Here is a 22,395-nt window from a genome sequence, read left to right as displayed (position 1 = left end):
CCCCCCTTGGGTACGCCCCAGGAACGCCTACCTCGCGCGCACGACATAGGTCAGGTGAGTGACCTGGGCCGACGCCTCCGAGCGAACCTGCTCCAGCGCCACCTTGGACGCGTCGACACCCTCGAGCAGGCGGACCCCGGCGCCGAACAAGACGGGCGACACCGCGATCGTGAACTCGTCGACCAGCCCGGCGTTCAGGTACGACAGGATCGTCTCGCCGCCGCCCGCGATGCGCACGTCACTGTCACCGGCGGCCTGGCGGGCCTGGTCGAGCGCGGCCTCGATGCCGTCGTTGACGAAATGGAACGTGGTGCCACCAGCACGTTCCCACGGATCACGCTTGGCCTGCGTCACGACGAACACCGGCGTGTGGAACGGCGCGTCCTCCGGCCAGGCGTGCTCGCCCGCCTCGAACATCCGCTTGCCCATCACGTTCGCGCCGGTGCGCTCGAACGTCTCCCGCAGGATGTCGTTGTCGCGCCCCTCCTCGCCGCCCTCACCGAGGTTCAGGTTCTGCCGGAAGAACCGCTGCGGGAAGACCCAATGCTGCAGCTCCATCCACTGCTTGCCCATCAGTTCCGCGGGGGACGAGGGCGCGATGTAGCCGTCCAGCGACATCGACACGCTGAAGAACACCGTGCCGGCCATCAGCTGATCTCCTCGACGTAAGCGGCCAGGTTGCCGAGGGTCTGCTGGCCGCCCTCGATGGCGTGGTACTTCTCGACCGCCTCGTCCCGCAGCTCCTTGGTGGGGAACACCGTGCGCATCACGATCCGGGTCGCCGCGCCGTCCGGCTCGAAGGTCAGGATCGACGTGAAGGCGTTCGGGTCGTCGCGGGACTCACCGTGCAGCATCGCGATCCGCTCCGGCACGACGATCTCGGTCCAGGTGATCCACTCGGCGTAATCCGTGCCGTCCGGCCCGTGCATCACGAAGTCCCAGACGCCGCCGGCGTGGAACGCGAAGGACCGCGTGGTCGTGGAGAACCCCTCCGGCCCCCACCACTGCGACAGGTGCCGGACCTCGGTGAACGCTGCGAAAACCAGCTCCCGCGGCGCGTCGACGGAGCGGGAGATCACGACCTCACGGTCCACCGTCGATGTTTCTGACATCGGCCTAATCCTCCTCCTGCTGCTGCGTCTGCTTGAGGTCCTGCACGTAGGTTTCCAGGCGGTCGAAACTGCCGTTCCAGAACCGCTCGAATCCGCCGACCCACTCGTGGATCGGCCGCAGCCCTTGGGCGTCCAGGCCGTACAGACGCTGTTTGCCCACCTCACGAACCCGGACCAGCCCGACTTCGCGGAGCACCCGCAGGTGCTTGGACGCCCGGGGCTGGCTCATCCCCAGCTCCTGCGCCAGGTCGGTGACCGGCCATTCCCGCGCCCGCAGCAGCGCCAGGATGTCCCGCCGCTGAGGCTCGGCGATCGCGTTGAACGCGTCCGAGGTCGTCGCTGCTCGTGCCATGGCCGCAATCATATGCCCATATGGGCACGCGTCAAGCGATTGCACTTCACTACTGGTTTGCCTAGGCTGGCGGCCGGTAGTTGCAGGTCGCCACCACACATCGGGAGGAACGTGCCGCATGTTCACGCGCACGGGTTTGACCGCCTTGACCTGGCCACTGCACACCGACCGCCTGTCGTTGCGGCCGGCCACCGTCGACGACGCCGTCGCCACCTGGCACTTCCGGCGCCGCGCGGACGTCAGCCACTGGATCACCCGCGCCCCGGCCACCCTGGATGAGCACCGCACCTGGTTCGAGGCGCCGGACACTCTCGCCCGTACCCTCGTGATCGAGCACCAGGGCGCGGTCGTCGGCGACATCATGGTCAAGATCGAGGATGCCTGGGCCCAGGCGGAGATCGCCGAACGCGCCCGCGGCGCGCAAGCGGAACTGGGATGGGTCCTGGACCCCGGCCACACCGGCCGTGGGTACGCCACCGAAGCGGTCCGTGAGCTGCTCCGGCTCTGCTTCGAGGATCTCGGGCTGCGCCGCGTGACGGCCGTCTGCTTCGCCGCCAACGAGGCGTCCTGGCGCCTGATGGAACGCGTCGGCATGCGCCGCGAGTTCCACACCCTCCAGGACTCCCTGCACCGATCCGGCGAGTGGCTCGACTGCCTGGGCTACGCCCTGCTCGCCGACGAATGGCGCACAGCCACCCAGCTGTAGATGATGTCACCACGCCGAACAGAATGGTCAAACCTGAGTCGGGTGCACTCCGCGGCTCTCGAATACCTCCTTCGCGGCGAAGGTCGCGTTCAACGCTCGCGGGAATCCCGCGTAGACGGCGGCGTGCACCATCGCCTCGACGATCTCGTCCGGGCTCAGCCCGACGTTGAGTGCCGCGCCCACGTGCACCTTGAGCTGAGGTTCACAGCCACCGAGGGCGGTGAGCACCCCGATGGTCACCAACTGCCGGGACCGCGGGTCGAGTCCGGGCCGGTCGTAGATGTCGCCGAACGCGAACGCCGCGACGTGATGACCCAGTGCCGGCGAGATCCCGGCCAGCGAGTCGATCACCGAGGTGCCGGCGTCACCGTCGATCCGGGCGAGAACGTCCAGGCCGTGCCGGCGCCGCTCCAGGTTGGCGTTGCTGGTGACGTCGTGCTGTGCGCTGCTCATGGTTGGGTCGCTCCCCCGTACGTTGCGATCTTGTATTCGGTGGCCGCCAGGGCCAGCTGCAGCTGCGCGATCTGCGCCCGCAGCGTGTCGCGGTGCTCCAACATCAGGTCGAGCCGATCCGGAATGGTGACATCACCGCGGTCCACAAGCTCGATGTACTGACGCAGGTCGCTGATCGGCATCCCCGACGTACGCATCCGGGTCAGAAACACCAGCCGCCGCACGGCCGCCGCGTCATAGGTGCGGTGCCCGGCCGAGTTCCGAGCCACGGTGATCAGACCGATGCGCTCGTAGTACCGCAGCGTGTGCGGGCTCACCCCAACCCGCTGGGCCGCCGTGGCGATGTCCCACCGCAGGGAGTCGTCGTCGGCGACCAGGTCACGCAGCCCATCCACCGACACACCACCCGGCGGATCGACGGCGAGCCGCAACGCTTCCACCAGTTGCTCGTTCGCGTTCATGGCCCCGACGGTAGATCTTCGAGCGCACTCGAACACAAACGTCAAGCCGATGCGGCCGCCTCTCCACCGCCGTCGGGGAGGTCCGTGCCCGCCGGCTCCGGCAGCAGACGCGACGGGTCCACGGCGAAGCCGACCTCGGCTCCGCCGCCGGGTCGTGGCCGGGCGAAGACGGTGCCGCCGTGAGCCACGGCGATGTCCCGGACGATGGCCAGCCCCAGGCCCGACCCGGGCAGACCGCGGGCGGTGTCCGTGCGGTAGAAGCGATCAAACACGCGGGACGCGTCCTCGCCGGCGATTCCCGGCCCGCGATCGGAGACGGTGACCGCGCCCCGGCTGACCCTTATCTCGATCGGTTCCGGGCCGCCGGCGTCGAATTTGGCGGCGTTCTCCAGCAGGTTGCCCACTGCTCGCTCAAGACTGTGCCGGCGCCCGAGAACGATGGAGCCGTCGGCATCGACCAGGACCTCTCTGCCGGTGCGGCGGCGCACGCGTTCGGCGGCCCGGTGCACCAGCTCGCGCAGGCCGGACGGTTCCTCGGGGTCGTCGGAATGTGCGGAGAGAGCGAGGTCGATCAGCTCGTCGATGAGGTGACTGAGTTCGCGGGTCTCTCCGACGATGTCGTCGATCAGTCGTTCCCGGCTCTGCGGGGAGAGTTCGCTGATCCGGCGCAACACGGCGGCGTTGGTACGCAGACTCGTCAACGGCGTACGCAGCTCGTGTGCGGCGTCCTGGACCAGACGTTCCTGGGCCTCGCGGGCCGTGGCGAGCCGGCCGAGCATCGTGTTGAACGACATCGCCAGCCGGCCGACCTCGTCGCGCCCGCCCATCGGTACGGCTTGGTCGACGCTGCCGCTGGCGCTGACCTGCTCGGCGATCCCGGCCAGCCGCACCAGCCGCCGGGTGATGCGCCGCGCGATCAGCCAGCCGGCGGCGGCGGCGGCGAGCAACACCGCCCCGCTGATCACGCTGAACTGGACCGCCATGCCACCCAGCACATATCCCGCGAAGCCGACCGGTACAGCGACCTGCAGGACGCCTCGCCCTCCGGCGAGGACGGTGGTTCGCTGGCGGTAGATGTCGCCGTCCACGACGACCCGGCTCGTGGTGGCCTGACCAGGATCACCGGAGGCGACCATCGCGAGCACATCGGCGGACGCCGGCAAAACGAGAGGAAAGCCGACCAGCGGCGTGATCGTTCCGTCCGGAGCGAGTCGCTGTGCGATCACATGCACGTCCTGCGAACAGGCCGGATACGGTTGACAGAGCCCCGATCGGGCACCAGCCGGTGGCCCGGCGGTGGCCGTTGACTGCTCGCCCTGAAATCCGCTCAGGGCGACGGTGACGGTGCTCAGCGACCGATCGATCTCCTGGTTGACGCGCAGGGACGCGGCACGGTAACCGAGCGTGCCGACCAGCGCCGCCGCCACGGTGCTGATGACAGCGAAGATGAGCGCGAAACGCGATCGCAGGCTCATGGCTGCCGCAACGTGTAGCCGACACCGCGCACCGTGTGGATCAACAGCGGCGCGCCCACCCCGGCGAGTTTGCGCCGCAGGTACCCGATGTAGACCGCAAGGTTCTTGGAGTCGGCGCCGAAGTCATAACCCCAGATCCGCTGGTAGATCGTCGTCTGGTCGAGCGCGACGCCCTCGTTGCGCATCATCAGTTCGAGCAGGTCGAACTCCGTCTTCGACAAGTGGAGCTCGGTGTCGTCCCACCAGGCGCGCCGGGCGGCGACGTGGAGCCGTAACGCCGCGACCGCCAGAACGGTGTCCCTTTCTCCGGGCCGGTCGCCGGCCGGCGCCGCCCGCCGCAGCAGTGCCCGTAACCGGGCGAACAGCTCCTCGGGCTCGAACGGTTTGGCCAGGTAGTCGTCGGCGCCGGCGTCCAGACCGGCGACCCGGTCGGAGGTCTCGACGCGCGCGGTGAGCATCAGCAGCGGAGTACGGTCCCCGTCCGCACGCAGCCCGCGGCAGACCGCCAGACCGTCGACTCCCGGCATCATGACGTCGATGACCATGGCGTCGACCGGCTCCCGGCGGGCTCGGCCGAGTGCCTCCTGCCCGTCGGCGACGGTCAGGACGTGGTAACCCTCCAACTCCAGCGCGCGGGTGAGTGATTCACGGATCGCACGGTCGTCGTCGGCGACAAGAACACGAGGTGCCATCCGCCAATGATCCCCCGCCTCGTGAGGTCATCGGCGTCGGCTACCCCGGTAACGGCAAATCTGTGACTCGACTGTGCTCATCATTTACGTTTCATCTGGATCGGGGGAATCAAATGGGGTAAGAAGCCGGTAAGAATGCGCGGTTCGAGTCCTTTCCCGTTTGTCGATTCGGCAATAATGCTTCGGACTGACGTGCATTCAACGTGAAATCGACACGGATACAGGAGCGATATGCCTGACGACTCTTTCCATTCCATCGGGCGCACCGGCCGGCGCTGTCGCCGTACGCTGATCGCCGCCTCGATGAGCATCGGCCTGCTGGCGTTCGGCGCTGCCTGCGGCGACTCCAGCACGACGAGTTCGCCGAGCAGCAGCGCGGCACCGAATCAGAGCGGCAGGGGTCCGGGCGGCGGTGGTGGCCCCGGCGGCGGTCAGGGTGGGGACACACCGCCGCCCTGCACGGCGTCCTCGGCGACGCCGACCGCGGCCCCGGCCGCCGCGGTACCGGAATTCGACGACACCACCGCGGTCGCGGGTGCGGTGACCGCGGCCCAGGCGTTCCTGTCCACGCTGACCGCCGACCAGAAGAAGAGCGTCTCCTACTCCTTCTCGGCCCTGAGCACCAAGCAGTGCAGCTGGTCGAACTACCCGGACGACAACTTCAAGGGCCGGCTCGGCCTGCGCCTCGGTGACCTCAGCGACACCCAGAAGGCTGCCGCGCTGGCCGCACTCAAGAGCGTGCTGTCCGACAGCGGGTACACCCAGGTGCTCGACGAGATGCACGCCGACGATGTGCTCGGCCAGAACGAGACCCAGTACGGGCAGGCCAACTACCACATCGTGCTCTACGGCGAACCGTCCGCGGACCAGCCGTGGACCCTGCAGTTCGGCGGTCACCACGTCGCCGTGCACGTCTCGCTGGGCGGCAACGTGATCAGCGTGTCGCCACACTTCAGCGGCACCCAGCCGGTCAGTTACGAGCTCGACGGCAAGACGATCCGCCCGCTGGGCGAGGAAAGCGACGTGGTCTTCCCCCTGGTCGCCTCGATCACGGCGGACCAGCAGACCACGGCGCAGCTGTCCGGCAAGTTCAACGACCTGGTGATGGGACCCGGCACCGACACCGGGTACCCCGCCCAGGAGGGCATCTCCTACACCAAGCTGACCACCGCCCAGCAGACCCAGGTCAAGGACCTGATCAAGCTGTACGTGGGTGACGGCACGGCTGCCGTCTCCGACCCGATCCTGAACCTGTACTACTCGCAGCTCGACCAGACCACGATCGGTTACTCCGGCACGGTGGCCGCCGACAGCGACAACGGTTACTTCCGGATCGACGGCCCCCGCTTCTGGCTGGAATGGCTGAACACCGGCGCGTCCGGGCTGCACTACCACACGCTGTACCGGGACAAGCAGCTCGATTACGGCACCGGTCTCAGCTGACGAGCGCGCGATGATCCGTTCACTCTGGCTGGCTGGCGCGGCGCTGGTGGCGTTCTTCGCCATGACGCCCGCGCCGGCCGCGGCCCACGACGTCGGCGCGACCCTGATCGTCGTGTCGCCGGCTGCCGGCGCGACCGTGCGCCTCGACGTACAGATCCCGTTGACCAGCATCGACTTCGCCTACGACACCGCACTGAACGACGCGCCGGCCTCCTCGATCGCCGCGCGAGACGCGTGGCTGCGAGCGACGCTCGCCGCCGGGGCAGCGCTGACCGATCCCGGCGGGGCGTCGTGGACCGTGACGGTGGACAGCCTGGCCGCGGACCAGGTGCAGGGGCTCAACACGGTGCACGCGCAGCTCACCGCGTCACCGCCGGCCGGAGCCCAGCCTGCGCTGCTTCAATTCGGCTGGGGCACTGTCACCGACATCGACTACTCCCACAAGGTGTACGTCTCGGAGGAGGCCGGCGGCACGACAACCCTGGCCGGCATCCTGACCCACTATCAACCGGCGCTGACGGTGCAGCTCCACACGCCTCCGGCGGAGCCGGTCTCCTTCGCCACCATGCTGACCACCGGATTTCAGCACTTCCGCGAAGGCACCGACCACCAGCTGTTCCTCTGCCTGGTCGCGCTCGGCGCTGCCCGCCGGCGGCAGCCACGGATGACGACGCTCCGCCGCCTCGGCCTGCTCACCCTGGGCTTCACGATCGGCCACTCGATCAGCCTGGCTCTCGCCATGCTCGGCTGGGTGACGCTGCCGTCGAGATGGGTGGAGACCGCGATCGCGGCAACCATCGCGATCAGCGCGGTCCACGCGGCCCGCCCCACCCTGCCGGCCAGGGCGGAGCTGGCCGTGACCGCCTGTTTCGGGCTCGTGCACGGGTTCGGGTTCGCCGGCACCCTCGAAGGCCTGGCGCTGCACGGCACCACTCTGATCATCCCGCTGATCGGTTTCAACCTCGGCCTGGAGATGGCGCAGCTGGCCGCGCTCGCGCTGGTCGCCGTCCCGCTCTGGCTCATCGCCCGATCGACAGCGGCCACGGTGGGACTCACGACGGCGGTCGGGGCGATCGCGGGCTCCTGGATCCTGCAGCGGGCCTTCGACACCGGCAATCCGGTGGACCGGTTCGTCAGCTCGGCGGTCGGCACTCCCGAACGGCTGGCGCTGGTCCTGCTCGCCGCCGGACTGCTCGTTCACGTCCGGCGGCGCGGTTCAGAGAGCCCTCAGGTCACGCCGACTGCTTCATGATCCATTCGCGGATCCCGGGAATGGCGTAGGCCACCTGCCAGGTAGCCATGTGTTCCATGGTGGCGCCGGAGGTGACGGCCGGAATCGTTCCGGTGGCGAAACTGGCGAAGTTGATGCCGGCGCCCTTCCCCTCCATCGTGCTCACGTCGGTGGCGAACTCGTCGGCGCCGGCATCACCCTGCCAGGTCGCGTGGGTGACCTTCGCACCGTTCTTTGCCGCCAGCGCGGTGATCGCGGTCATTCCCGGGAACGCCTTGGTGTCACCCTCCGACACCGTGATCCACAGTTTCTTCCCGGCGAGTGCCGTGGTCTGCTCAGCGGGCCACTGACCGGCCACGATGAACGAGGCCGCGAACAGGTCAGCGTGCTGGGCGTTCATCCCGATCGTCATCATCGCGCCCATCGACTGCCCGGTGGCGTACAGCCGCTTGGTGTCGATGCTGTACTGCCCGGCCAGCGCGTTGACCAGGTTGACCGTGGCCTCGAAATCCTTTGTCGGCTGGTAGTCGTCCTCCACCACGACTGTCGCGTACTGCGGGGCGAGCACGAACGCCGGGTTCTTCGCCTGATCGGCGTCGCTGGCCCAGCACACCGCGCCCAGGCCCTGCACCAGCGGCCCTTTCACCGTGGCGCCGACCACGCTGGCGTCATGCATGAACAACACCAGCGGGTACGACTTGGTGTCGTCGTAGTCCTTCGGCACGAACAGGTTGTACTGCAGGGTCTGCCCGGTAGCCGGATCGGCGTACGACAGCTGCTGGAAGTCGTCCACGACCGGGCTCAGCACCGCGCTCGTGGCCAGCGCGGTGCTGTCGGCGGCGTACGTCGTACCGTCGACGGCCTGGACGGCACCGGCCTGGGTGACCGACCCGGACGCCTCCTTGATCACGGGCGCCGCACCACCCTGCGGCGGCCCGCCGCCCTGCTGCCCCGCCGCACCCGACGGCATCACCCCGCCACCGCCCGGACCACCCGACGGCATCGCGCCGCCACCGCCCGGACCACCCGACGGCATCGCGCCGCCATCCGGCCCACCGCCGTTCTGCGCACCCCCGTTCTGGCCGCCGCCGCCCTGGCTGTCGCCCCACAGTGCGGCGCCGTCATCGTCGGGCGACAGCTCGACGATCACGTACTTCCCGTCGGCACCCTGCCCGGCCACTGCCGCCGAGGTGTTCGCGTAAACCTTCGTCACGGTCCGGCCGGCGACAGTGAACGCAGACGCCGTCAGCGCCGACGTGGCAATCTCCTTGTCGAACTCCACCGCGACCGCGACGAACTTCTGCCCGTCCCCGAAGACCTGGGTGATCGCTGTCGCCTTTCTGGCCGCCGATCCGCCGCCGGAATCCGAGGAACACGCCGCCACTCCGGAGACCATGAGGACGCCGGCTCCCGCCACGCCTTTCAATAGATTTCTCCGCTGCATAACCGAACTCCTTCACGATTTCCGCATTCGGGAGTGACAGTAGCCATGGCAACTGTGCGGCAGCTATGCATTCAATTCTTGAGAGAATTCCTGTGACCCGGGGTGCGCATTATTTTCCTGGAGCCAGGGCTTCCTCGACCATCGCGCAGGTCTCCGGTGTGTGGACCGCGCCGGCGCCGGCCGCGGTGAACAACAGGCGCCGGAAGACCGCGCGCTCCTGCTCGCTCAACGCGCCCAGGGCCACGTCCTCGGCCGCTGTCACCTTCTCGCAGAGCGCCGACAGGGTGTCCCGCCCGTGGCCGGTGGCCACGATGCGGCGCTGGCGGCGGTCCTCCGGATTCGGGCGGCGCTCCACCAGGCCCGCCGTCACCAGGTCGTCGATCAGGTACGTCATCGCCGTGCGGTCGATGCCGAGCCGAGCCGCCAGGGCCGCCTGGCTGGGCTGGCGCTCGTGCACGACCTCGCACATCGTCTGGTATCCACGGGCGCCGTGCGGCAACGCGCCGAGAACCGGGCCGACCGCGTTCGCGTACGCCCGCAGCAGGATGCCCAGCGCTGCCCCGAGGTCCTGTTCGCTCACCTGGCCATACTATCGCTTTGCAATACCGTCTTGTCGAGATATCGTCTGCTGGACAGACGATATCTGATCCGGAGGATCACGTGGCGGACGAATGGGGCATCGCGCTGAACCTGGCCGAGCCCGCAACACTGGCGGCGCTGGCCGGGCGGGCCGAGGCCGGCGGCCTGGACGTCGTGGTCCTCGAAGAAGACGACAACGACGAGGACAACGGGCTCGATCCGTGGACGACGGCAGCCTTTCTCGCCGGCCGCACCGACAGCATCCAGATCGCCATCCCCGGCGAGCCCGGCGCCGTCAGCCCGGCCATGACCGCGAAAGCCCTCGACAGCCTCGCCCTCCTGGCCGGCACCCGCCTGATCACCACCGGGCTGGACGGGGAGATCGCGCCCGCGACCACGCTCGACGACGTCGACCGCCTGGTCGAGAAGGCCGGCGTCCGGGACCGTTCCCAGCGGCCCGCGGCGGTACGCGCCCAGCGCCGCGACGGCATCGACTACGACGGCATCCCCGCGTCGCTCACGGGCACAGCGATCGAACCCGGCGACCCCGGATACCGCGGTGTCCGCTCGACCTACCTGCGCGGCGGCTCCCCCGGTCTGGTGCTCCGGCCGAGAACCCCCGCCGAGGTCGCCGATGCCCTCGCTTTCGCGCGCCGGCACCGGCACGTGCCGCTCGGCGTACGCAGTGCCGGCCACGGTGTCAGCGGCCGATCCACCAACGACGGCGGCCTGATCATCGACGTCAGTGCGCTGAACGAGATCACCGTCCTCGACGAGCGGAGCCGCCGGGTCCGCATCGGTCCCGGCGCGACGTGGAAGCAGGTCGCCGCCGCTCTGGACCGGCACGGCTGGGCACTCGGCTCCGGTGACTACGGCGGCGTCGGCGTGGGCGGGCTGGCCACCGCCGGCGGCATCGGCCTGCTGTCGCGCGAGCACGGCCTCACCATCGACCGCCTGCGGGCCGTCGAGCTGACCACCGCCGACGGCACCCACGTCCGGGCGAGTGCGCAGGAGAACCCGGACCTGTTCTGGGCGGTACGCGGCGCCGGCGCGAACTTCGGCGTGGCGACCGCCTTCGAGTTCGAGGCCGAGGAGGTGGGCGAGGTCGGCTGGGCGCAGCTGGTCCTGGTCAGCCCGGACATCGAGCAGACCCTCGCCGAGTTCGGTGCGGTGGCCCGCGCCGCCGACCGGGACACCACGGTCTTCCTGGTCACCGGCCCGCCCCGGCAGGGCCAGTCGGTCGTCCAGCTCTACGGCCTGGTCGACAACCCGGACCCGGAGGTGGTGGTGGAGCGGCTCACCCCGTTCGCCCAGACCGGGCTGCTCGCCCAGCAGCAGGTGGTGCTCACCTCGTACGCGCAGGTCATGGCAGGAGCCGCCGACGTGGGCCCGAACGGTCACCACGGCCGTGGCGAACCGGTGACCCGGTCGGCGTTCCTGCCCGTGCTGACGCCGGAGTTCGCCCGGGACGCGGCCCGGCTGCTGCGCACCGGACAGGTCTACTTCTTCCAGCTGCGGCACATGGGTGGCGCGATCGCCGACACCCCGGCCGACGCGACCGCGTTCACGCACCGCACCCCGGAGTTCCAGGTCACCGCGATGGGCGGCGACCGGGCCGCGCTGGACATCGCCTGGGACCGGCTGGCCCATCACTTCGACGGGCTGTACCTCAGCTTCGAGACCGACAGCCGCCCGGAGCGGCTGACCGACGCGTTCCCACCGCCGGTGCTGGAACGGCTGCGTGGCCTCAAGCATGACTACGACCCGACCAACCTGTTCCGCGACAACTTCAATATTCAGCCAAGGAAGAACTGATGACCGACTACGGGCACGACCTGCTCTTCGGCACCTTCGTGACACCCGGCGCGCAAGACCCGCGCAAAGCTGTCGACCTCGCAATCACCGCCGACCGGGCCGGCCTCGACCTGGTCACCTTCCAGGACCACCCCTACCAGCCGGCATTCCTGGACACCTGGACGTTGCTGTCGTACGCCGCTGCGCGTACCCAAAAAGTGCGGTTGAGCGGGAACGTGCTGAGCCTTCCGTTGCGGCCGCCGGCCGTGCTCGCCCGCGCGGCGGCGTCGCTGGACGTGCTCAGCGGCGGGCGCGTCGAACTCGGACTCGGCGCCGGCGCGTTCTGGGACGGCATCGCCGCGATGGGCGGGCGACGCCTTTCGCCGGCGCAGGGCGTGGACGCGCTCGCCGAAGGGATCGGGATCATCCGCGACCTCTGGGACGTGGACGCGCGCGGCCGGGTCGACCACGACGGCGACTACTACACGGTGAAGGGCGCGAAACGCGGACCGCGACCGGCCCACGACATCGGCATCTGGATCGGTGCCTACAAGAAGCGGATGCTGGCGCTGACCGGCGCGCTCGGCGACGGATGGCTGCCCTCGATGGAGTACCTCCCGAAGGGCACGGACTCGCTGCCGGAGATGAACGCCCGGATCGACGAGGCCGCCACCGAGGCGGGCCGCCGGCCGTCCGACATACGCCGGCTGATGAACTTCATGCGAGCCGGCGAAAAGAGCGATCAGTGGGCGGAGTACCTCGCCGGCCTCGCTCTCACCCACGGCATCTCGGCGTTCATCATCGGCGGCGACGACCACGCCCTCACCGAACGCTTCGCCGCCGAGGTCGCCCCCGCGGTCCGCGACCTGGTCGCGCGCGAGCGCGCCCTGCCCGGCGGACGGCAGTGACGCCTATCCGGAACCTGAGAAGTCAGGAATGGAAGCGCCCGGTGCTGGGCATCTTCGGGCGGTGGGTCAACTTCGCACATCACCTCCGCCGCCGACAGCCCAGGAACTCAACGTCTGGGTGCTCAACACCAGCGCTGATCTGCGAACCCTGCGGGCACAGCTGCACGAGGCCCTCACCGGCAATTCGCTGATCGACGGGGAGAGTCTCGACGACATCCCGGAACGGATGGTGCTGGTCGCGACCGAGCTGGCCACCAACACCATCCGGCACGGCCGCCCGCCGACGCTGATCAGACTGTTGTGCAGCGACGACGAGTTCGTCCTCGACGTCGCCGACCACGATCTGGAGAACCTTCCCGAGCTGTCCGACACCCGTCCGATCAACGCGGGCGGGCGCGGCCTGCTGCTCGCCATGTCGTTCTCGATCGACGTCGGCTGGTATGCCACGTCCGACACCAAGCACGTGTGGGCGTCGTTCCCCCGTGTCGCGTGACCCCGAGGTATTAGCTCCTTGGTGTGACGACATCGGGTGACCCGCACGCCTACTTTTCGTCCTCATGACCGCCGTTCTGTGGACCGACCCCGTATGACCGCCGCTCTGTGGACCGGCACCGTCGCCGCCGCGACACCGCCCGATCGGGAACGGGCCGTCGACGGGCTTCGCGCCATCGCCATGATCGGTGTGGTGGCCGGGCACTGGCTCGTGACCGGTCTGACCACCGGCCCTTCGGGCTCGCTCCACCAGGCCAGCCCTCTCACCGCGATGCCCGGCCTCACCCCGCTGACCTGGATTTTCCAGACCCTCGGCCTGTTCTTCTTCGTGGCAGGTTATGCCGCCGCCCGCGGCCTGAGCCGAATCCGCCAGCGCGGCGGCTCGACTCGATCCTGGCTGGCCGGACGGGCGTGCCGGTTGCTGCCGCCGGTCGCCGTGTTCCTCAGCGTGTGGCTGCTGATCCTCACCGCGCTCCGGCACACCGATCCCCGCACCCTCCACACGGTCGGCAAGATCGCGCTCAGCCCGCTGTGGTTCGTCCTGGTCCTCGTGGTTCTGCTGCCTCTCACCCCGCTGGTCCTGCGCGCCGTCGACCGCTTCGGCCCCGCCGCGGCCTTGGTCCCTCTCACCGCGCTGGTCACTGTCGATTTCCTTCGGTACGCCCCATCGCCGGGAATGCCGGGGTGGCCGGCCTATCTGAACGGTGTGAGCGCCTGGCTGGTTCCGTACACACTGGGGGTGACCGTGGCGTGCGGCCGGCTCGCCGGACCGCGCTGGGGTCGTCGCCTGCTGCTGGCAGGTGTGACCGGCGGCACTCTGCTGATCGCGGCGGGCTACCCGGCCAGCCTCGTCGGGGTGCCGGGCGACGGCCGCTCGAACCTCAACCCGCCGTCGCTGCTCACCGCGGCGCTGTCGGCGGTGCAGATCGGCGTCGCGCTGCTGCTGTGGGCGCGGCTGAACCAGTGGCTGCGCCATCCCGGCTGGTGGGCGGTGGTGGCCGGGCTCAATCTGACGGCGATGACGATCTTCTTGTGGCACCAGAGCGCGCTGCTCGGGGTGACCGTGCTGGCTGGTCCGGCCGGCCCGCCGGACTCGGCCGGTTGGATTCTGCATCGGCTGCTCTGGCTGCCGGTCGTTGCTGTGGCCTTGTCCGCTGTCGTCGCTTCCGTGGAGTTCAGTTCCCGGCGAGTCCGCCGACGAAATCAGTGAACGCCTTGCCGGTCCGGGCCGTGTCGCCGGTGGCATCGAGATCCATGAGCAGGCCCCGGATCACCGCCAGGACGAGCGTGGCCTGATCCTCCCGATCGATGCCGCGCAGGCCGTCGGCGAGAGGCTCCAGCCAGTCGGTGGTCGCGGCCCGCCAGAGCCCGGGCCACAGATGCCGCACCGGACTCTCCCCGTGCTGGTTGAACATCCGCAGGAACGGCCGACCCCCTCCGCACCGGTCATCGCACCCCAGGCGTTGCAGCGTCATGGTGTAAGCCTCCCCTGGCCGAGCGCGCAACAACGCGCGTAACGATCGCTACGTCTACCGTCGGACGGATGAGAGTCGTATTCGTGCACGGGGCGTGCGTACAGAACGGTTCGTGGTGGTGGCACCGCACCGCGGCCTTGCTCGCCGACAAAGGTGTGCCGAGCGTTTCCCCAGCGCTGCCGAGCTGCGGCGAGACGGGCGCAGCGGCCGGGACCGGCGGCCCGGGCCTGGCCGAGGACGTCGCCGCCGTGCGGCAGATCCTCCAGGACAGTGACGAGCCCACCATCGTGGTGGCGCACAGTTACGGCGGCATCGTGACCGCCGAGGCCGCCGCCGGGATCCCCGCGGTGCGCCACCTGCTGCTCATCTCCAGCTACCTGCCCGAGATCGGCCAGAGCCTGTCCGATTTCAGCGACGGCAAGCCGTCCCCGTTCCTCACCGTCGATCCCGAGGCAGGAACATTCGGGGTACGCCCGGAGCTGCTCACTGCCACCTTCCTGCAGGACTGCGACGCGGCCGTCCAGGCGCAGGCCGTGGCCCATCTGGCCCGGCAGAGCGTCCAGGTCACGGCGCAGCCGGTCAGCGCCGCCGCCTGGCACGACATCCCGTCGACCTACCTGGTGTGCGCCGCCGACAAGGGCACGCCGGCTCCGCTGCAGCGCGAGTTCGCCCGCCGCGCGGGTTCGGTGACCGAACTGGACGCGGGCCACCACCCGTTCCTGTCCCAACCCACCTCGGTACGCGACCTGCTGCTCGACCTGCCCGCTTAGCCGCTCGCGACGGCTGACAGGCCCGCCGACCGGTCCGGCGACTGAGGCACGGACCGGCCGGCGGAGTCGAACACGATCATGATCGCAGTCGCGGATCAACGTCCGATAACCGGACCTCCCGTCAGGAGGCCGCAGCCTCCGACCGTCCCCCTGCAGGCAGGCGTGGTGTGGCGCGGGCGGGAGAAAATGTGTCGCTCGCTGCTGCACAGCGGCATCCTGGATCGGATCTCCGGCATGGTCGTCGGGATCCCACGCGACATCCCCGTGCCGGCCAACGTCGATTTCGGACACGCCGGCCCGAATCTGCCGATGCCGGTCGGTGTTCGTGCCGGTCTGGATGCTGACCGGCGGACATTGTCGCTGCTCGAACCAGGGTGTGAGCCGGTCCGAGCTACATCGATGGGTGCCGATCACGCTTTCACGACGAGACCCCTGGCCACGGCGGAAAGGCCGTTGTCACTCTCACTGCGGCGCGTGCCGATGCCTGAGGTCAAGAGCGGCGAGCCGATTGAGGATACCGATGAGGTGCGCGAGGTCGTGCCATCCGGAAACCGCTGGCCGCGGGTCGCTGGCAAGCATTTCCCGCATCGACTGGACGTCGCGGGTCAGCTGACCGACGGTGGGCTGCGGCGCTTCGTCCTCGAAGCGGAACGCATCCCAAGGACCGACCGTCCAGTAACGGTCAGCACCAAGATCAACAATGGGTCCCTGCCGCCTTTCGCCTTCGTCGAGCGACGCGGCCAAAGCTCGCCGCAGGTCTGCCAAGGACACGAAGGACTCGCCACCCATCGTCATAGCGTGGCACCGACGCCTTGATCCACAGCCCTATTGTGCAGGCAGGCCCGCCGACGAAGAGGACAACGCGAATGGCGATCGGAAGCGATGGAAGGCGTGAGGAGCGCAGACCACGCGTCGAAGGAACATTTCCGAGTAGCCACGTCGAGGCCGCGCTCGATCTCCTGCACCTCACTGACATGGCCTGGCACGACTGCTACGGTCCCGGCGAACTCGCTCTGCCCGACCCCGTCCTCGACGACATTCTGCTGCTGGCCGACGGGGGCCTCGTGGCGTTGATCCGCCTCAGCCGCGAAGCCGTCATCGACTTCCGGGACGTCCGCGTGGCGGCTGACCACCATCGCCGAATTCCAGGTCTTCACCGACGACCGGCTGATTATGGCTGAGTAACGCTGCCGGTCAGGCCACGAAGTGGCCGTCCTCCAGGTACACCGCGACCCCTTCGGCCCGCGCCCGCACGGCCGCATCGATCCGGCGCGCCAGCAACTCCGAGAGCCGCTCCCCCGCCTCGCCCTCGGTGCACCACGCCCAGCTCCGCAGCTCCTCCGCCGGCAACCGGATCTGCGCTGCCTGCTCCGCCGTGAGCTCCCCGCCGTCGAACAACATCATCAAACCTTCGGTACGCCCCGGCCGTGGCGGCACCCAGTCGGTCACCAGCAGCCGGCCCGGCCGAACCGGCAACCCAAGCTCTTCCTTCAGCTCCCGCGCCACCGCGCTCAGCGGCGACTCGTCCGCCTCCACCGAGCCGCCCGGGATCTCCCAGTAGTCCTTGTAGGTTGGCTCGACCAGCAGCACCCTGCCCCGATGATCGGTCAGCAGCGCACCCGCGCCCATCCGCTTGCGCGGCAGGGTAGCGGTAAAATCCTCAGTCACCGGCCAAGGCTAACCACCCGACGGTGCACTCAGCCTCCCGAAACTCGTGTGTTCGTGGTCGACCGGATGGCTGAACCGCACAAGATCGCCAGATCATCGGCCTCAACGGCGGCGCTGCCTCAGGCCGACAAGCCACCGGCAACCCTGACGGAAACTGGTTCGACTACGAACTGTCCTGACGCCCGCACACCGGATGACCGCGGACCGATCGTCTAGCCTTGTCGATCATGGTGTTCAGCAGGCAACCCAAACTCGTTCTGGTCATGACGACGGTGCTGGCGGTGGCTGGTCTCATGGGTGGCTGCGGGTTCCCGCTACCGGCCGGCGAGTCAGCCCGGTCGGAGGGCGCCACCTTCGACTACCCGCTCGAGGGCCGGCCGGAGCGCATCGCCATCGACCAGAACGACTTCGAGGCCAAGCATGTCGGGCACACCGCGGACGGCGGGCAGTTCTTCCTGACCACGCCGTCGGAACCCGGCAATCGCAGTTTCGTCGCGCTGTACCTGTTCGACCGGGACGGACGATTCGTCGAGGCGAAGATCGACCTCTTCGCCGAAGAGACTTATCAGCGCCGGCTCAAGGAATTGGACCGGGCGACGTTCGATCGGATCGTCGTCGAGCCTTTCCAGGTCGAACGGTTCAACCAGACCTTCGGCCTCATCACCGACGAACCGGAGGCCAGTGACGAAATCTGGTGGGTCACCGCCGAACCCGGCGATTACATGGCGTTCTCGCCGCCCTGGGACCTCGGCGAATACGACACCTAGAATGACACCCCGCAACTCCGCGAGCGTCTCCCGCTGATCATCGTGTCGCTCGCGGGCGATACCCCGTGCGTTCTGCCGGTCGAAGTCGAAGCGCGCGGCGATCATGTCCCGGACGAAAGCCCACCGGGTCGTCTTCGCGCTGTCGACAGATGAGCCACGACGTCGTGCACGTCCCACCCCACGCAAGCGGTGGGTGCGCTCCACTGGTCAGCGGTGAGACCCTCCAGGTCCCGGGCGAGAGCCGCACGTTCACGGTGCACGGCGTTCCATACCGCACTCGGAGTCACCTCCTGGAGACTACTGACCGGTGATGAGTTGTCGCGCCACCGACCGTCATATCTACGACGGAACAACACGCAGCCGTGGCGGTGACCACCGCACCCGCCGGTCTGCACCGAGCGATGTTTTCCGGTAAGACAACAACATGATCGTCGTGGTGACGGGGCCGAGTGCGGCGGGGAAGACGACGTGGTGCCGCCGGCACTTTCCGGAAGACACGGTGCCCGAATCCATTCCGGAGCCCGGCGACCTCCCCGGGCCCTCCCCCGCCGACCAGGCAAAGTTCTGGTGTGCCGTCAACTCGCGGCGGTGGTCGCAGGCCCTGCGCCACGAGCGGCGCACCGGGTTGGCGGTCTGTGACGACGACCCGATGAAGCTGCATTACAGCTGGTCGCTGGCCCGCGTCGGAGAGTTGTCCCGGCACCACTGGCAGGCCGAGGTTGATGCTCATCGGCTGGCCGTGGCGGAGGGCAGGCTCGGGTTAGCGGATCTCATCCTCGTCTCCGCGCCCCCGGCCACGGAACTCCGCAGGCGCCGCGACGCCGACCGCTCGCGCCGGCGCCGCAACTTCGACCTGCACGTGCGGCTGATCGAGCCCCTGCACGAGTGGTACCACGCAGTCGAGCGCGTCGGTGCCGCCCGGGTTCTGTGGGAGCTACCGCTCGCCGGGCTACCCGCTGAGCTGCCGCCGCCACGAACGAACCGATCCGACCCAGCCGTCTACGACGCCGTCATAGCCGGATTACCTGATCTCGGATAAGGCGTTCCGGCCGCATCGGCGCAGAGTGCGTGGTCGATCAGCGCGGCGGACGCCTTGGCCTGGGCAGTGGGGTCCTGGCCCGGGTCCAGGGAGCTGGCGATGGCCACCGTGACAGCGCGGCGGCCGTCGGGGGTGACGGCGTTGTCGGTGATCGCGTTCCACCAGCCGCCGCCGTGGAACCAGACCCATCCGCCGCACGGGAGGCGACGCCTCATCAGACCCAGCCCATATCCCGGTTCGTCCCACACCGCTTCGAAGGGCTCCGCGCGTACCGTGGTCTGCATTTCTTTGAGCTGAGCCGGAGGCAGCAGGCTGCCACCCAGGAGCGCTTCGAAGAAGCGGTTGACGTCGCGCGGGGTGCTGATGATCGAGGCGTCGGCGTGGCCGGAAGCGCGCGTCGAGACATCGACCGGCCGGTCACCCGGCCGAAGACGCTGGTACGCGGCAAGGCGCGGTGACGGCAGGTAGGCCGACGTGCCGGGGATGACGGTTCCGGTGAGCCCGAGCGGCTCGATGATGCGCTCGTGCACGGCCTGCTGCCAGGGCGCGCCGGTCGCCTTCTCAATGATCATCCCGGCCAGGACATAGTTGGTGTTGGAGTAGGACCACCCCTGCCCGGGCGCGAACTCCGGCGGATGCCGCATCGCCATGGCGACGAGCTGGCCCGGCGAGTACGTCCGGAAACGCTCCCGGTCGAACTGCTCGGCAGTGGTGGCCTGCGCCAGCGGCACGTCGTCGGCGTAATCAGGCAGCCCACTGGTGTGCCCGAGCAGCTGCCGTACGGTGACCTCGGTACCCACGAGTCCGGGAAGCCACCGGTCCACCGGATCGTCCAGGCCGAGTTTGCCCTCCGCGGTCAGCCGCAGCACGACGGTCGCGACGAACGGCTTGGTCGTGCTCTCGATCCGATGCTTGGCGTCCCACGCGACGGGGTTGCGGCCGGCCGGGTCGGCGACACCGGCTCGGGCCGCCACCCGGTGCGAGCCGGCGCTGACTTCGGCGAGCACGCCCGTGGCGCCCGTCGCCAGCAGTGCGTTCACGTCACGCTGAAGCTCCGCAGCCGTACGGTTCGGGGCGTGCCTGGCCGCCGCGGCCGACGGTATGCAGGACAGGACCAGGGCGCCGGCAACGAGCGCCAGCCCGAACCGCCTCGCCGGCATCCGGGTGGAACGGTCACGAATCGACATGCCTCCACAGTGGCCGGTCACACGTTCCCGGCGATATAGGGTGCTTCCCTGACCGTCCCCCGATCCACGACCCTGGCCTCACCGGGGGCCGGAAATAGCGGTGACAGTGGCGATGTTCAACCCATTGCGCGCGGCGGAAGCCGACGCCGGTGCGGAAAGAGGTAAGTGTCATGAAGGTTCGCAACTCCCTGCGCTCGCTCAAGAGCAAGCCGGGCAGCATCGTCACCCGGCGCCGCGGTCGACAGGTCGTCATCAATACGAAGAATCCCCGCTGGAACGGCCGCCAGGGCTGATCTTTTGAGGAAGGCCGGAGCATCCCGTCACCACGGGGCTCCGGCCTCCTTCATGAGATCAGACCGGTGGAGAAAGTCCTGCCCGGCCGCGTTTCGTTCTCCCACTGTTCAGGCACCGGATCCCACCACGCCGCTCAAGCGAGGAACATCCAACAGCAACCCAAGCAGACTGTCGAGGCTCGACATGATTCTGATTCTGATTGCTGGAACCCTCGTATTCAGTGGCACCACGTGGCTGTCCATGAACAGGTCGCTGGCCCGCGACACCGCTTCGCACGACCGGTTGACGTTCGCAGGATTGATCCTCTGTCTTGCCTACGCTGCCGTCACACTGGCGGTCACCATCCTCTGGTAACGCCGTTACCGCTCCGTGACCAGGTGAACTTTCCACAATGGGCCTCGACGGCCACGGTCGCCACCCTTACCGTTGACCACTCGACGAAGCACCGGGTAACGGAAGGTAAAGCGCGATGACCGCTGCCACGGTCGATGTCGGCAACCACCCTGACGGCACGATGGTCATCCAGCCGCACGGCGACCTGGACGCCGGCGATGCGGTCGACCTGCGGCGCACCCTGGTGCAGGCCATCCGGCACACCCGGCCGCTGCGCCTGATCCTCGATCTCGGCGACGTCGGCACTGTCGACCCGATCAACCTGGGCACCCTCGCCGCCGCCTGCCAGCTGGGCGACGACTACAAGGTGATCGTCTTCCTGGACAGCGCGCGTACCGAAATAGCCGTCCGGCTCGCGGCGGCGGGCGTGCCGGCCCACCGATTGCGGCACCCCGCGGAGCCGTACTTCCGGCAACCGCCAGCAGATCCAGCTCTCCTGCCGGTGCCGGGCGAGCGAAGTGGCACCCCTGCGACAGGTCTGCCCACAGCCCGGTGAACGTCCGTGCCGTGGCCTGGTCATCACCGCGCTCCCGGTGACCTCGACCATCAGCGACTCCCCCGCCACCTGGTCCATGTCCATTTCTGATGCCCTGGTGTCAGGCGACCTGCTGCCACCAGGCGTCGATCTCCGGCGGGCTGTCCACGTCGATGCGCTGGCCCGGGCGCGGGATGGCGAGGCGGATGTCGCGGGCCTTGGCCTCGCGCCAGGTGCGTTCGGCCGGCTCGGACCACTGGTGTGCCGCCAGGTCGAACGTCGCCCAGTGCACCGGGATCATCAGCCCGCCACGAACATCGAGATGGGTACGCACACCGTCCTCGGGCACCATGTGGATGTCCGCCCAGTCGGCGCCGTACGCACCGACCTGGACCAGGGTGACGTCGAACGGGCCGTGCTGCTCACCGATCTCGGTGAAGCCGGGGAAATAACCGGTGTCACCGGAGTAGAAGACGCTGCGCGCCGGACCCTTGATCACCCAGCTGGCCCAGAGCGTCTCGTCACGGCTGAATCCGCGCCCGGAGAAGTGCCGGGCCGGCGTCGCGACGAACTCCAGGTCGCCGACCCGGGTGCTCTCGGTCCAGTCGAGCTCGGCGATCTGGTCTGCCGGGACACCCCAGCGCTCCAGGTGCGCGCCGACACCGAGCGGAACCACGAAGATCGTCGAGTCCGGCCGGGCGGCCAGGGTCTGGATGGACGCCATGTCGAGGTGGTCGTAGTGGTCGTGGGAGATCACCACGGCGTCCACCGGCGGCAGGTCCTCCAGCGCGACCGGCGGCTTGTGCAGCCGTTTCGGACCGGCCAGCTGGGACGGCGAGCAGCGCTCGCTCCAGACCGGGTCGAGCAGGACCCGCTGTCCCTCGATCTCGATCAGCGCGGTGGAGTGGCCGTACCAGGTGACGTGCAGGCCCTGCGCGTCCGTGACGGCCGGGGTGACCAGCGGAACCGGCTGGTGCGGGCGGCGGGCGGCACCGCCGGTGAACGCTGCGGCGGCCACCCGGGGCACGGCGGACAGCGGGATGCCGGTGGCGGTCGGAACGTTGTTGCGGAACTTGCCGCCGGAGAACTGAGGTGAGGCTTCCACCCTGGTGCGGCGCGGCCCGCTCATCTTCCCGCCGATCTGAGCGGCGATGTTCGAGGCGGCAGGAGTCTTCGTCATGCCTT

27 protein-coding genes and 1 pseudogene are annotated in these 22,395 nt (G+C 68.9%); 14 read left to right on the top strand and 14 right to left on the bottom strand.

Translation table 11 applies throughout. From position 1 onward, the window contains the following. Window positions 1–27: 27 nt before the first annotated feature. From ACQP2E_RS17310 to ACQP2E_RS17300, 3 genes are read right to left on the bottom strand one after another with little or no spacing between them, the layout of a single operon-like run. A complete protein-coding gene (locus ACQP2E_RS17310) occupies window positions 28–648 on the bottom strand; it encodes a dihydrofolate reductase family protein (RefSeq protein ID WP_433832881.1) in 621 nt (206 codons plus the stop codon). Beyond that, window positions 648–1,112, bottom strand: a complete 465-nt coding sequence (locus ACQP2E_RS17305; RefSeq protein WP_433832879.1) for an SRPBCC family protein — start codon at window positions 1,110–1,112, stop codon at window positions 648–650. The genes ACQP2E_RS17310 and ACQP2E_RS17305 overlap by 1 nt, the downstream gene beginning before the upstream one ends. Window positions 1,113–1,116: 4 nt before the next feature. Beyond that, a complete protein-coding gene (locus tag ACQP2E_RS17300; protein WP_433832877.1) occupies window positions 1,117–1,464 on the bottom strand; it encodes an ArsR/SmtB family transcription factor in 348 nt (115 codons plus the stop codon). Between the two features lie 118 nt (window positions 1,465–1,582). On the opposite strand from ACQP2E_RS17300, the gene ACQP2E_RS17295 reads away from it, so the two are divergent. Then, complete coding sequence (locus ACQP2E_RS17295) at window positions 1,583–2,170, top strand: GNAT family N-acetyltransferase (RefSeq protein WP_433832875.1); 588 nt, start codon at window positions 1,583–1,585, stop codon at window positions 2,168–2,170. A 27-nt stretch (window positions 2,171–2,197) separates the two neighbouring features. Here ACQP2E_RS17295 and ACQP2E_RS17290 read toward each other — a convergent pair whose 3' ends face one another. Genes ACQP2E_RS17290 through ACQP2E_RS17275 form a run of 4 tightly spaced genes read right to left on the bottom strand, consistent with a single transcriptional unit; the run spans window position 2,198 to window position 5,251 of the window. Continuing rightward, window positions 2,198–2,623 carry a carboxymuconolactone decarboxylase family protein gene (locus ACQP2E_RS17290; RefSeq protein WP_433832873.1) on the bottom strand — a complete coding sequence of 142 codons (426 nt, stop codon included), beginning with the start codon at window positions 2,621–2,623 and terminating at the stop codon, window positions 2,198–2,200. Then, window positions 2,620–3,084, bottom strand: a complete 465-nt coding sequence (locus tag ACQP2E_RS17285; protein WP_433832871.1) for a MerR family transcriptional regulator — start codon at window positions 3,082–3,084, stop codon at window positions 2,620–2,622. Before ACQP2E_RS17285 ends, ACQP2E_RS17290 begins: the two co-directional genes overlap by 4 nt. Window positions 3,085–3,125: 41 nt before the next feature. After that, complete coding sequence (locus ACQP2E_RS17280; RefSeq protein ID WP_433832869.1) at window positions 3,126–4,559, bottom strand: HAMP domain-containing sensor histidine kinase; 1,434 nt, start codon at window positions 4,557–4,559, stop codon at window positions 3,126–3,128. Beyond that, window positions 4,556–5,251 carry a response regulator transcription factor gene (locus ACQP2E_RS17275; protein WP_433832867.1) on the bottom strand — a complete coding sequence of 232 codons (696 nt, stop codon included), beginning with the start codon at window positions 5,249–5,251 and terminating at the stop codon, window positions 4,556–4,558. Before ACQP2E_RS17275 ends, ACQP2E_RS17280 begins: the two co-directional genes overlap by 4 nt. A 231-nt stretch (window positions 5,252–5,482) precedes the next feature. Here ACQP2E_RS17275 and ACQP2E_RS17270 point away from each other — a divergent pair, with 231 nt between their 5' ends. Further along, complete coding sequence (locus tag ACQP2E_RS17270) at window positions 5,483–6,694, top strand: DUF3500 domain-containing protein (RefSeq protein WP_433832865.1); 1,212 nt, start codon at window positions 5,483–5,485, stop codon at window positions 6,692–6,694. Window positions 6,695–6,704: 10 nt separating this feature from the next. Then, the gene (locus tag ACQP2E_RS17265; RefSeq protein WP_433832863.1) at window positions 6,705–7,946 is read left to right on the top strand and encodes a HupE/UreJ family protein; all 1,242 of its coding nucleotides are present in this window, start codon (window positions 6,705–6,707) and stop codon (window positions 7,944–7,946) included. Here ACQP2E_RS17265 and ACQP2E_RS17260 read toward each other — a convergent pair. Both ACQP2E_RS17260 and ACQP2E_RS17255 read right to left on the bottom strand, forming a co-directional pair. Beyond that, a complete protein-coding gene (locus ACQP2E_RS17260; RefSeq protein ID WP_433832861.1) occupies window positions 7,927–9,369 on the bottom strand; it encodes a prolyl oligopeptidase family serine peptidase in 1,443 nt (480 codons plus the stop codon). The genes ACQP2E_RS17265 and ACQP2E_RS17260 overlap by 20 nt on opposite strands. Before the next feature lie 109 nt (window positions 9,370–9,478). Next, window positions 9,479–9,949, bottom strand: a complete 471-nt coding sequence (locus ACQP2E_RS17255; protein WP_433832859.1) for a MarR family winged helix-turn-helix transcriptional regulator — start codon at window positions 9,947–9,949, stop codon at window positions 9,479–9,481. 80 nt (window positions 9,950–10,029) lie between these two features. Between ACQP2E_RS17255 and ACQP2E_RS17250 the strand changes: the two genes are divergently transcribed. The 4 genes from ACQP2E_RS17250 (at window position 10,030) to ACQP2E_RS17235 (ending at window position 14,352) form a co-directional block, all read left to right on the top strand. Continuing rightward, the gene (locus ACQP2E_RS17250; RefSeq protein ID WP_433832857.1) at window positions 10,030–11,763 is read left to right on the top strand and encodes an FAD-binding protein; all 1,734 of its coding nucleotides are present in this window, start codon (window positions 10,030–10,032) and stop codon (window positions 11,761–11,763) included. Further along, entirely contained in the window at window positions 11,763–12,650 is an 888-nt protein-coding gene (locus tag ACQP2E_RS17245) for an LLM class flavin-dependent oxidoreductase (RefSeq protein ID WP_433832855.1), read from the top strand. Before ACQP2E_RS17250 ends, ACQP2E_RS17245 begins: the two co-directional genes overlap by 1 nt. A 61-nt stretch (window positions 12,651–12,711) precedes the next feature. Next, the gene (locus tag ACQP2E_RS17240; RefSeq protein ID WP_433832853.1) at window positions 12,712–13,143 is read left to right on the top strand and encodes an ATP-binding protein; all 432 of its coding nucleotides are present in this window, start codon (window positions 12,712–12,714) and stop codon (window positions 13,141–13,143) included. A gap of 93 nt (window positions 13,144–13,236) precedes the next feature. Further along, complete coding sequence (locus ACQP2E_RS17235; protein WP_433832851.1) at window positions 13,237–14,352, top strand: acyltransferase family protein; 1,116 nt, start codon at window positions 13,237–13,239, stop codon at window positions 14,350–14,352. Here ACQP2E_RS17235 and ACQP2E_RS17230 read toward each other — a convergent pair. After that, window positions 14,318–14,530, bottom strand: coding sequence for a hypothetical protein (locus ACQP2E_RS17230; RefSeq protein ID WP_433832849.1), 213 nt, complete (start codon window positions 14,528–14,530; stop codon window positions 14,318–14,320). The genes ACQP2E_RS17235 and ACQP2E_RS17230 overlap by 35 nt on opposite strands. A gap of 155 nt (window positions 14,531–14,685) precedes the next feature. Between ACQP2E_RS17230 and ACQP2E_RS17225 the strand changes: the two genes are divergently transcribed. The 3 genes from ACQP2E_RS17225 to ACQP2E_RS17215 all read left to right on the top strand — a co-directional run bounded on the left by ACQP2E_RS17225 (window position 14,686) and on the right by ACQP2E_RS17215 (window position 16,568). Continuing rightward, complete coding sequence (locus tag ACQP2E_RS17225; protein WP_433832848.1) at window positions 14,686–15,387, top strand: alpha/beta hydrolase; 702 nt, start codon at window positions 14,686–14,688, stop codon at window positions 15,385–15,387. A gap of 186 nt (window positions 15,388–15,573) precedes the next feature. Further along, window positions 15,574–16,203, top strand: a complete 630-nt coding sequence (locus tag ACQP2E_RS17220) for a hypothetical protein (RefSeq protein ID WP_433832846.1) — start codon at window positions 15,574–15,576, stop codon at window positions 16,201–16,203. 50 nt (window positions 16,204–16,253) lie between these two features. Further along, complete coding sequence (locus ACQP2E_RS17215) at window positions 16,254–16,568, top strand: hypothetical protein (RefSeq protein ID WP_433832844.1); 315 nt, start codon at window positions 16,254–16,256, stop codon at window positions 16,566–16,568. 13 nt (window positions 16,569–16,581) lie between these two features. Here ACQP2E_RS17215 and ACQP2E_RS17210 read toward each other — a convergent pair whose 3' ends face one another. Further along, window positions 16,582–17,055: an NUDIX domain-containing protein gene (locus ACQP2E_RS17210; RefSeq protein WP_433832842.1), complete on the bottom strand. Its 474-nt coding sequence runs from the start codon at window positions 17,053–17,055 to the stop codon at window positions 16,582–16,584. A gap of 218 nt (window positions 17,056–17,273) precedes the next feature. Here ACQP2E_RS17210 and ACQP2E_RS17205 point away from each other — a divergent pair, with 218 nt between their 5' ends. Continuing rightward, window positions 17,274–17,822 carry a hypothetical protein gene (locus tag ACQP2E_RS17205; RefSeq protein WP_433834300.1) on the top strand — a complete coding sequence of 183 codons (549 nt, stop codon included), beginning with the start codon at window positions 17,274–17,276 and terminating at the stop codon, window positions 17,820–17,822. Here ACQP2E_RS17205 and ACQP2E_RS17200 read toward each other — a convergent pair. Continuing rightward, a pseudogene (locus ACQP2E_RS17200) lies at window positions 17,823–18,109 on the bottom strand (maleylpyruvate isomerase family mycothiol-dependent enzyme); the annotation flags it as partial. It lies immediately after the preceding gene. 212 nt (window positions 18,110–18,321) lie between these two features. On the opposite strand from ACQP2E_RS17200, the gene ACQP2E_RS17195 reads away from it, so the two are divergent. After that, window positions 18,322–18,861 carry a hypothetical protein gene (locus tag ACQP2E_RS17195; protein ID WP_433832840.1) on the top strand — a complete coding sequence of 180 codons (540 nt, stop codon included), beginning with the start codon at window positions 18,322–18,324 and terminating at the stop codon, window positions 18,859–18,861. Here the strand turns inward: ACQP2E_RS17195 and ACQP2E_RS17190 are convergent. Continuing rightward, complete coding sequence (locus tag ACQP2E_RS17190) at window positions 18,822–20,048, bottom strand: serine hydrolase domain-containing protein (RefSeq protein WP_433832838.1); 1,227 nt, start codon at window positions 20,046–20,048, stop codon at window positions 18,822–18,824. The genes ACQP2E_RS17195 and ACQP2E_RS17190 overlap by 40 nt on opposite strands. Window positions 20,049–20,218: 170 nt before the next feature. Between ACQP2E_RS17190 and ACQP2E_RS17185 the strand changes: the two genes are divergently transcribed. Beyond that, entirely contained in the window at window positions 20,219–20,341 is a 123-nt protein-coding gene (locus ACQP2E_RS17185; RefSeq protein WP_203739230.1) for a ribosomal protein bL36, read from the top strand. Between the two features lie 470 nt (window positions 20,342–20,811). Further along, window positions 20,812–21,231, top strand: a complete 420-nt coding sequence (locus tag ACQP2E_RS17180) for an STAS domain-containing protein (protein ID WP_433832836.1) — start codon at window positions 20,812–20,814, stop codon at window positions 21,229–21,231. A 100-nt stretch (window positions 21,232–21,331) separates the two neighbouring features. Here ACQP2E_RS17180 and ACQP2E_RS17175 read toward each other — a convergent pair whose 3' ends face one another. Then, the gene (locus ACQP2E_RS17175; RefSeq protein ID WP_433832834.1) at window positions 21,332–22,390 is read right to left on the bottom strand and encodes an MBL fold metallo-hydrolase; all 1,059 of its coding nucleotides are present in this window, start codon (window positions 22,388–22,390) and stop codon (window positions 21,332–21,334) included. Window positions 22,391–22,395 lie beyond the last annotated feature (5 nt).

The organism is Actinoplanes sp. CA-015351 (genome assembly GCF_050955685.1).
Classification (GTDB): domain Bacteria; phylum Actinomycetota; class Actinomycetes; order Mycobacteriales; family Micromonosporaceae; genus Actinoplanes.
Note: the sequence above shows the minus strand (reverse complement) of the source record. Positions and strands in the feature narration are given on the sequence as shown.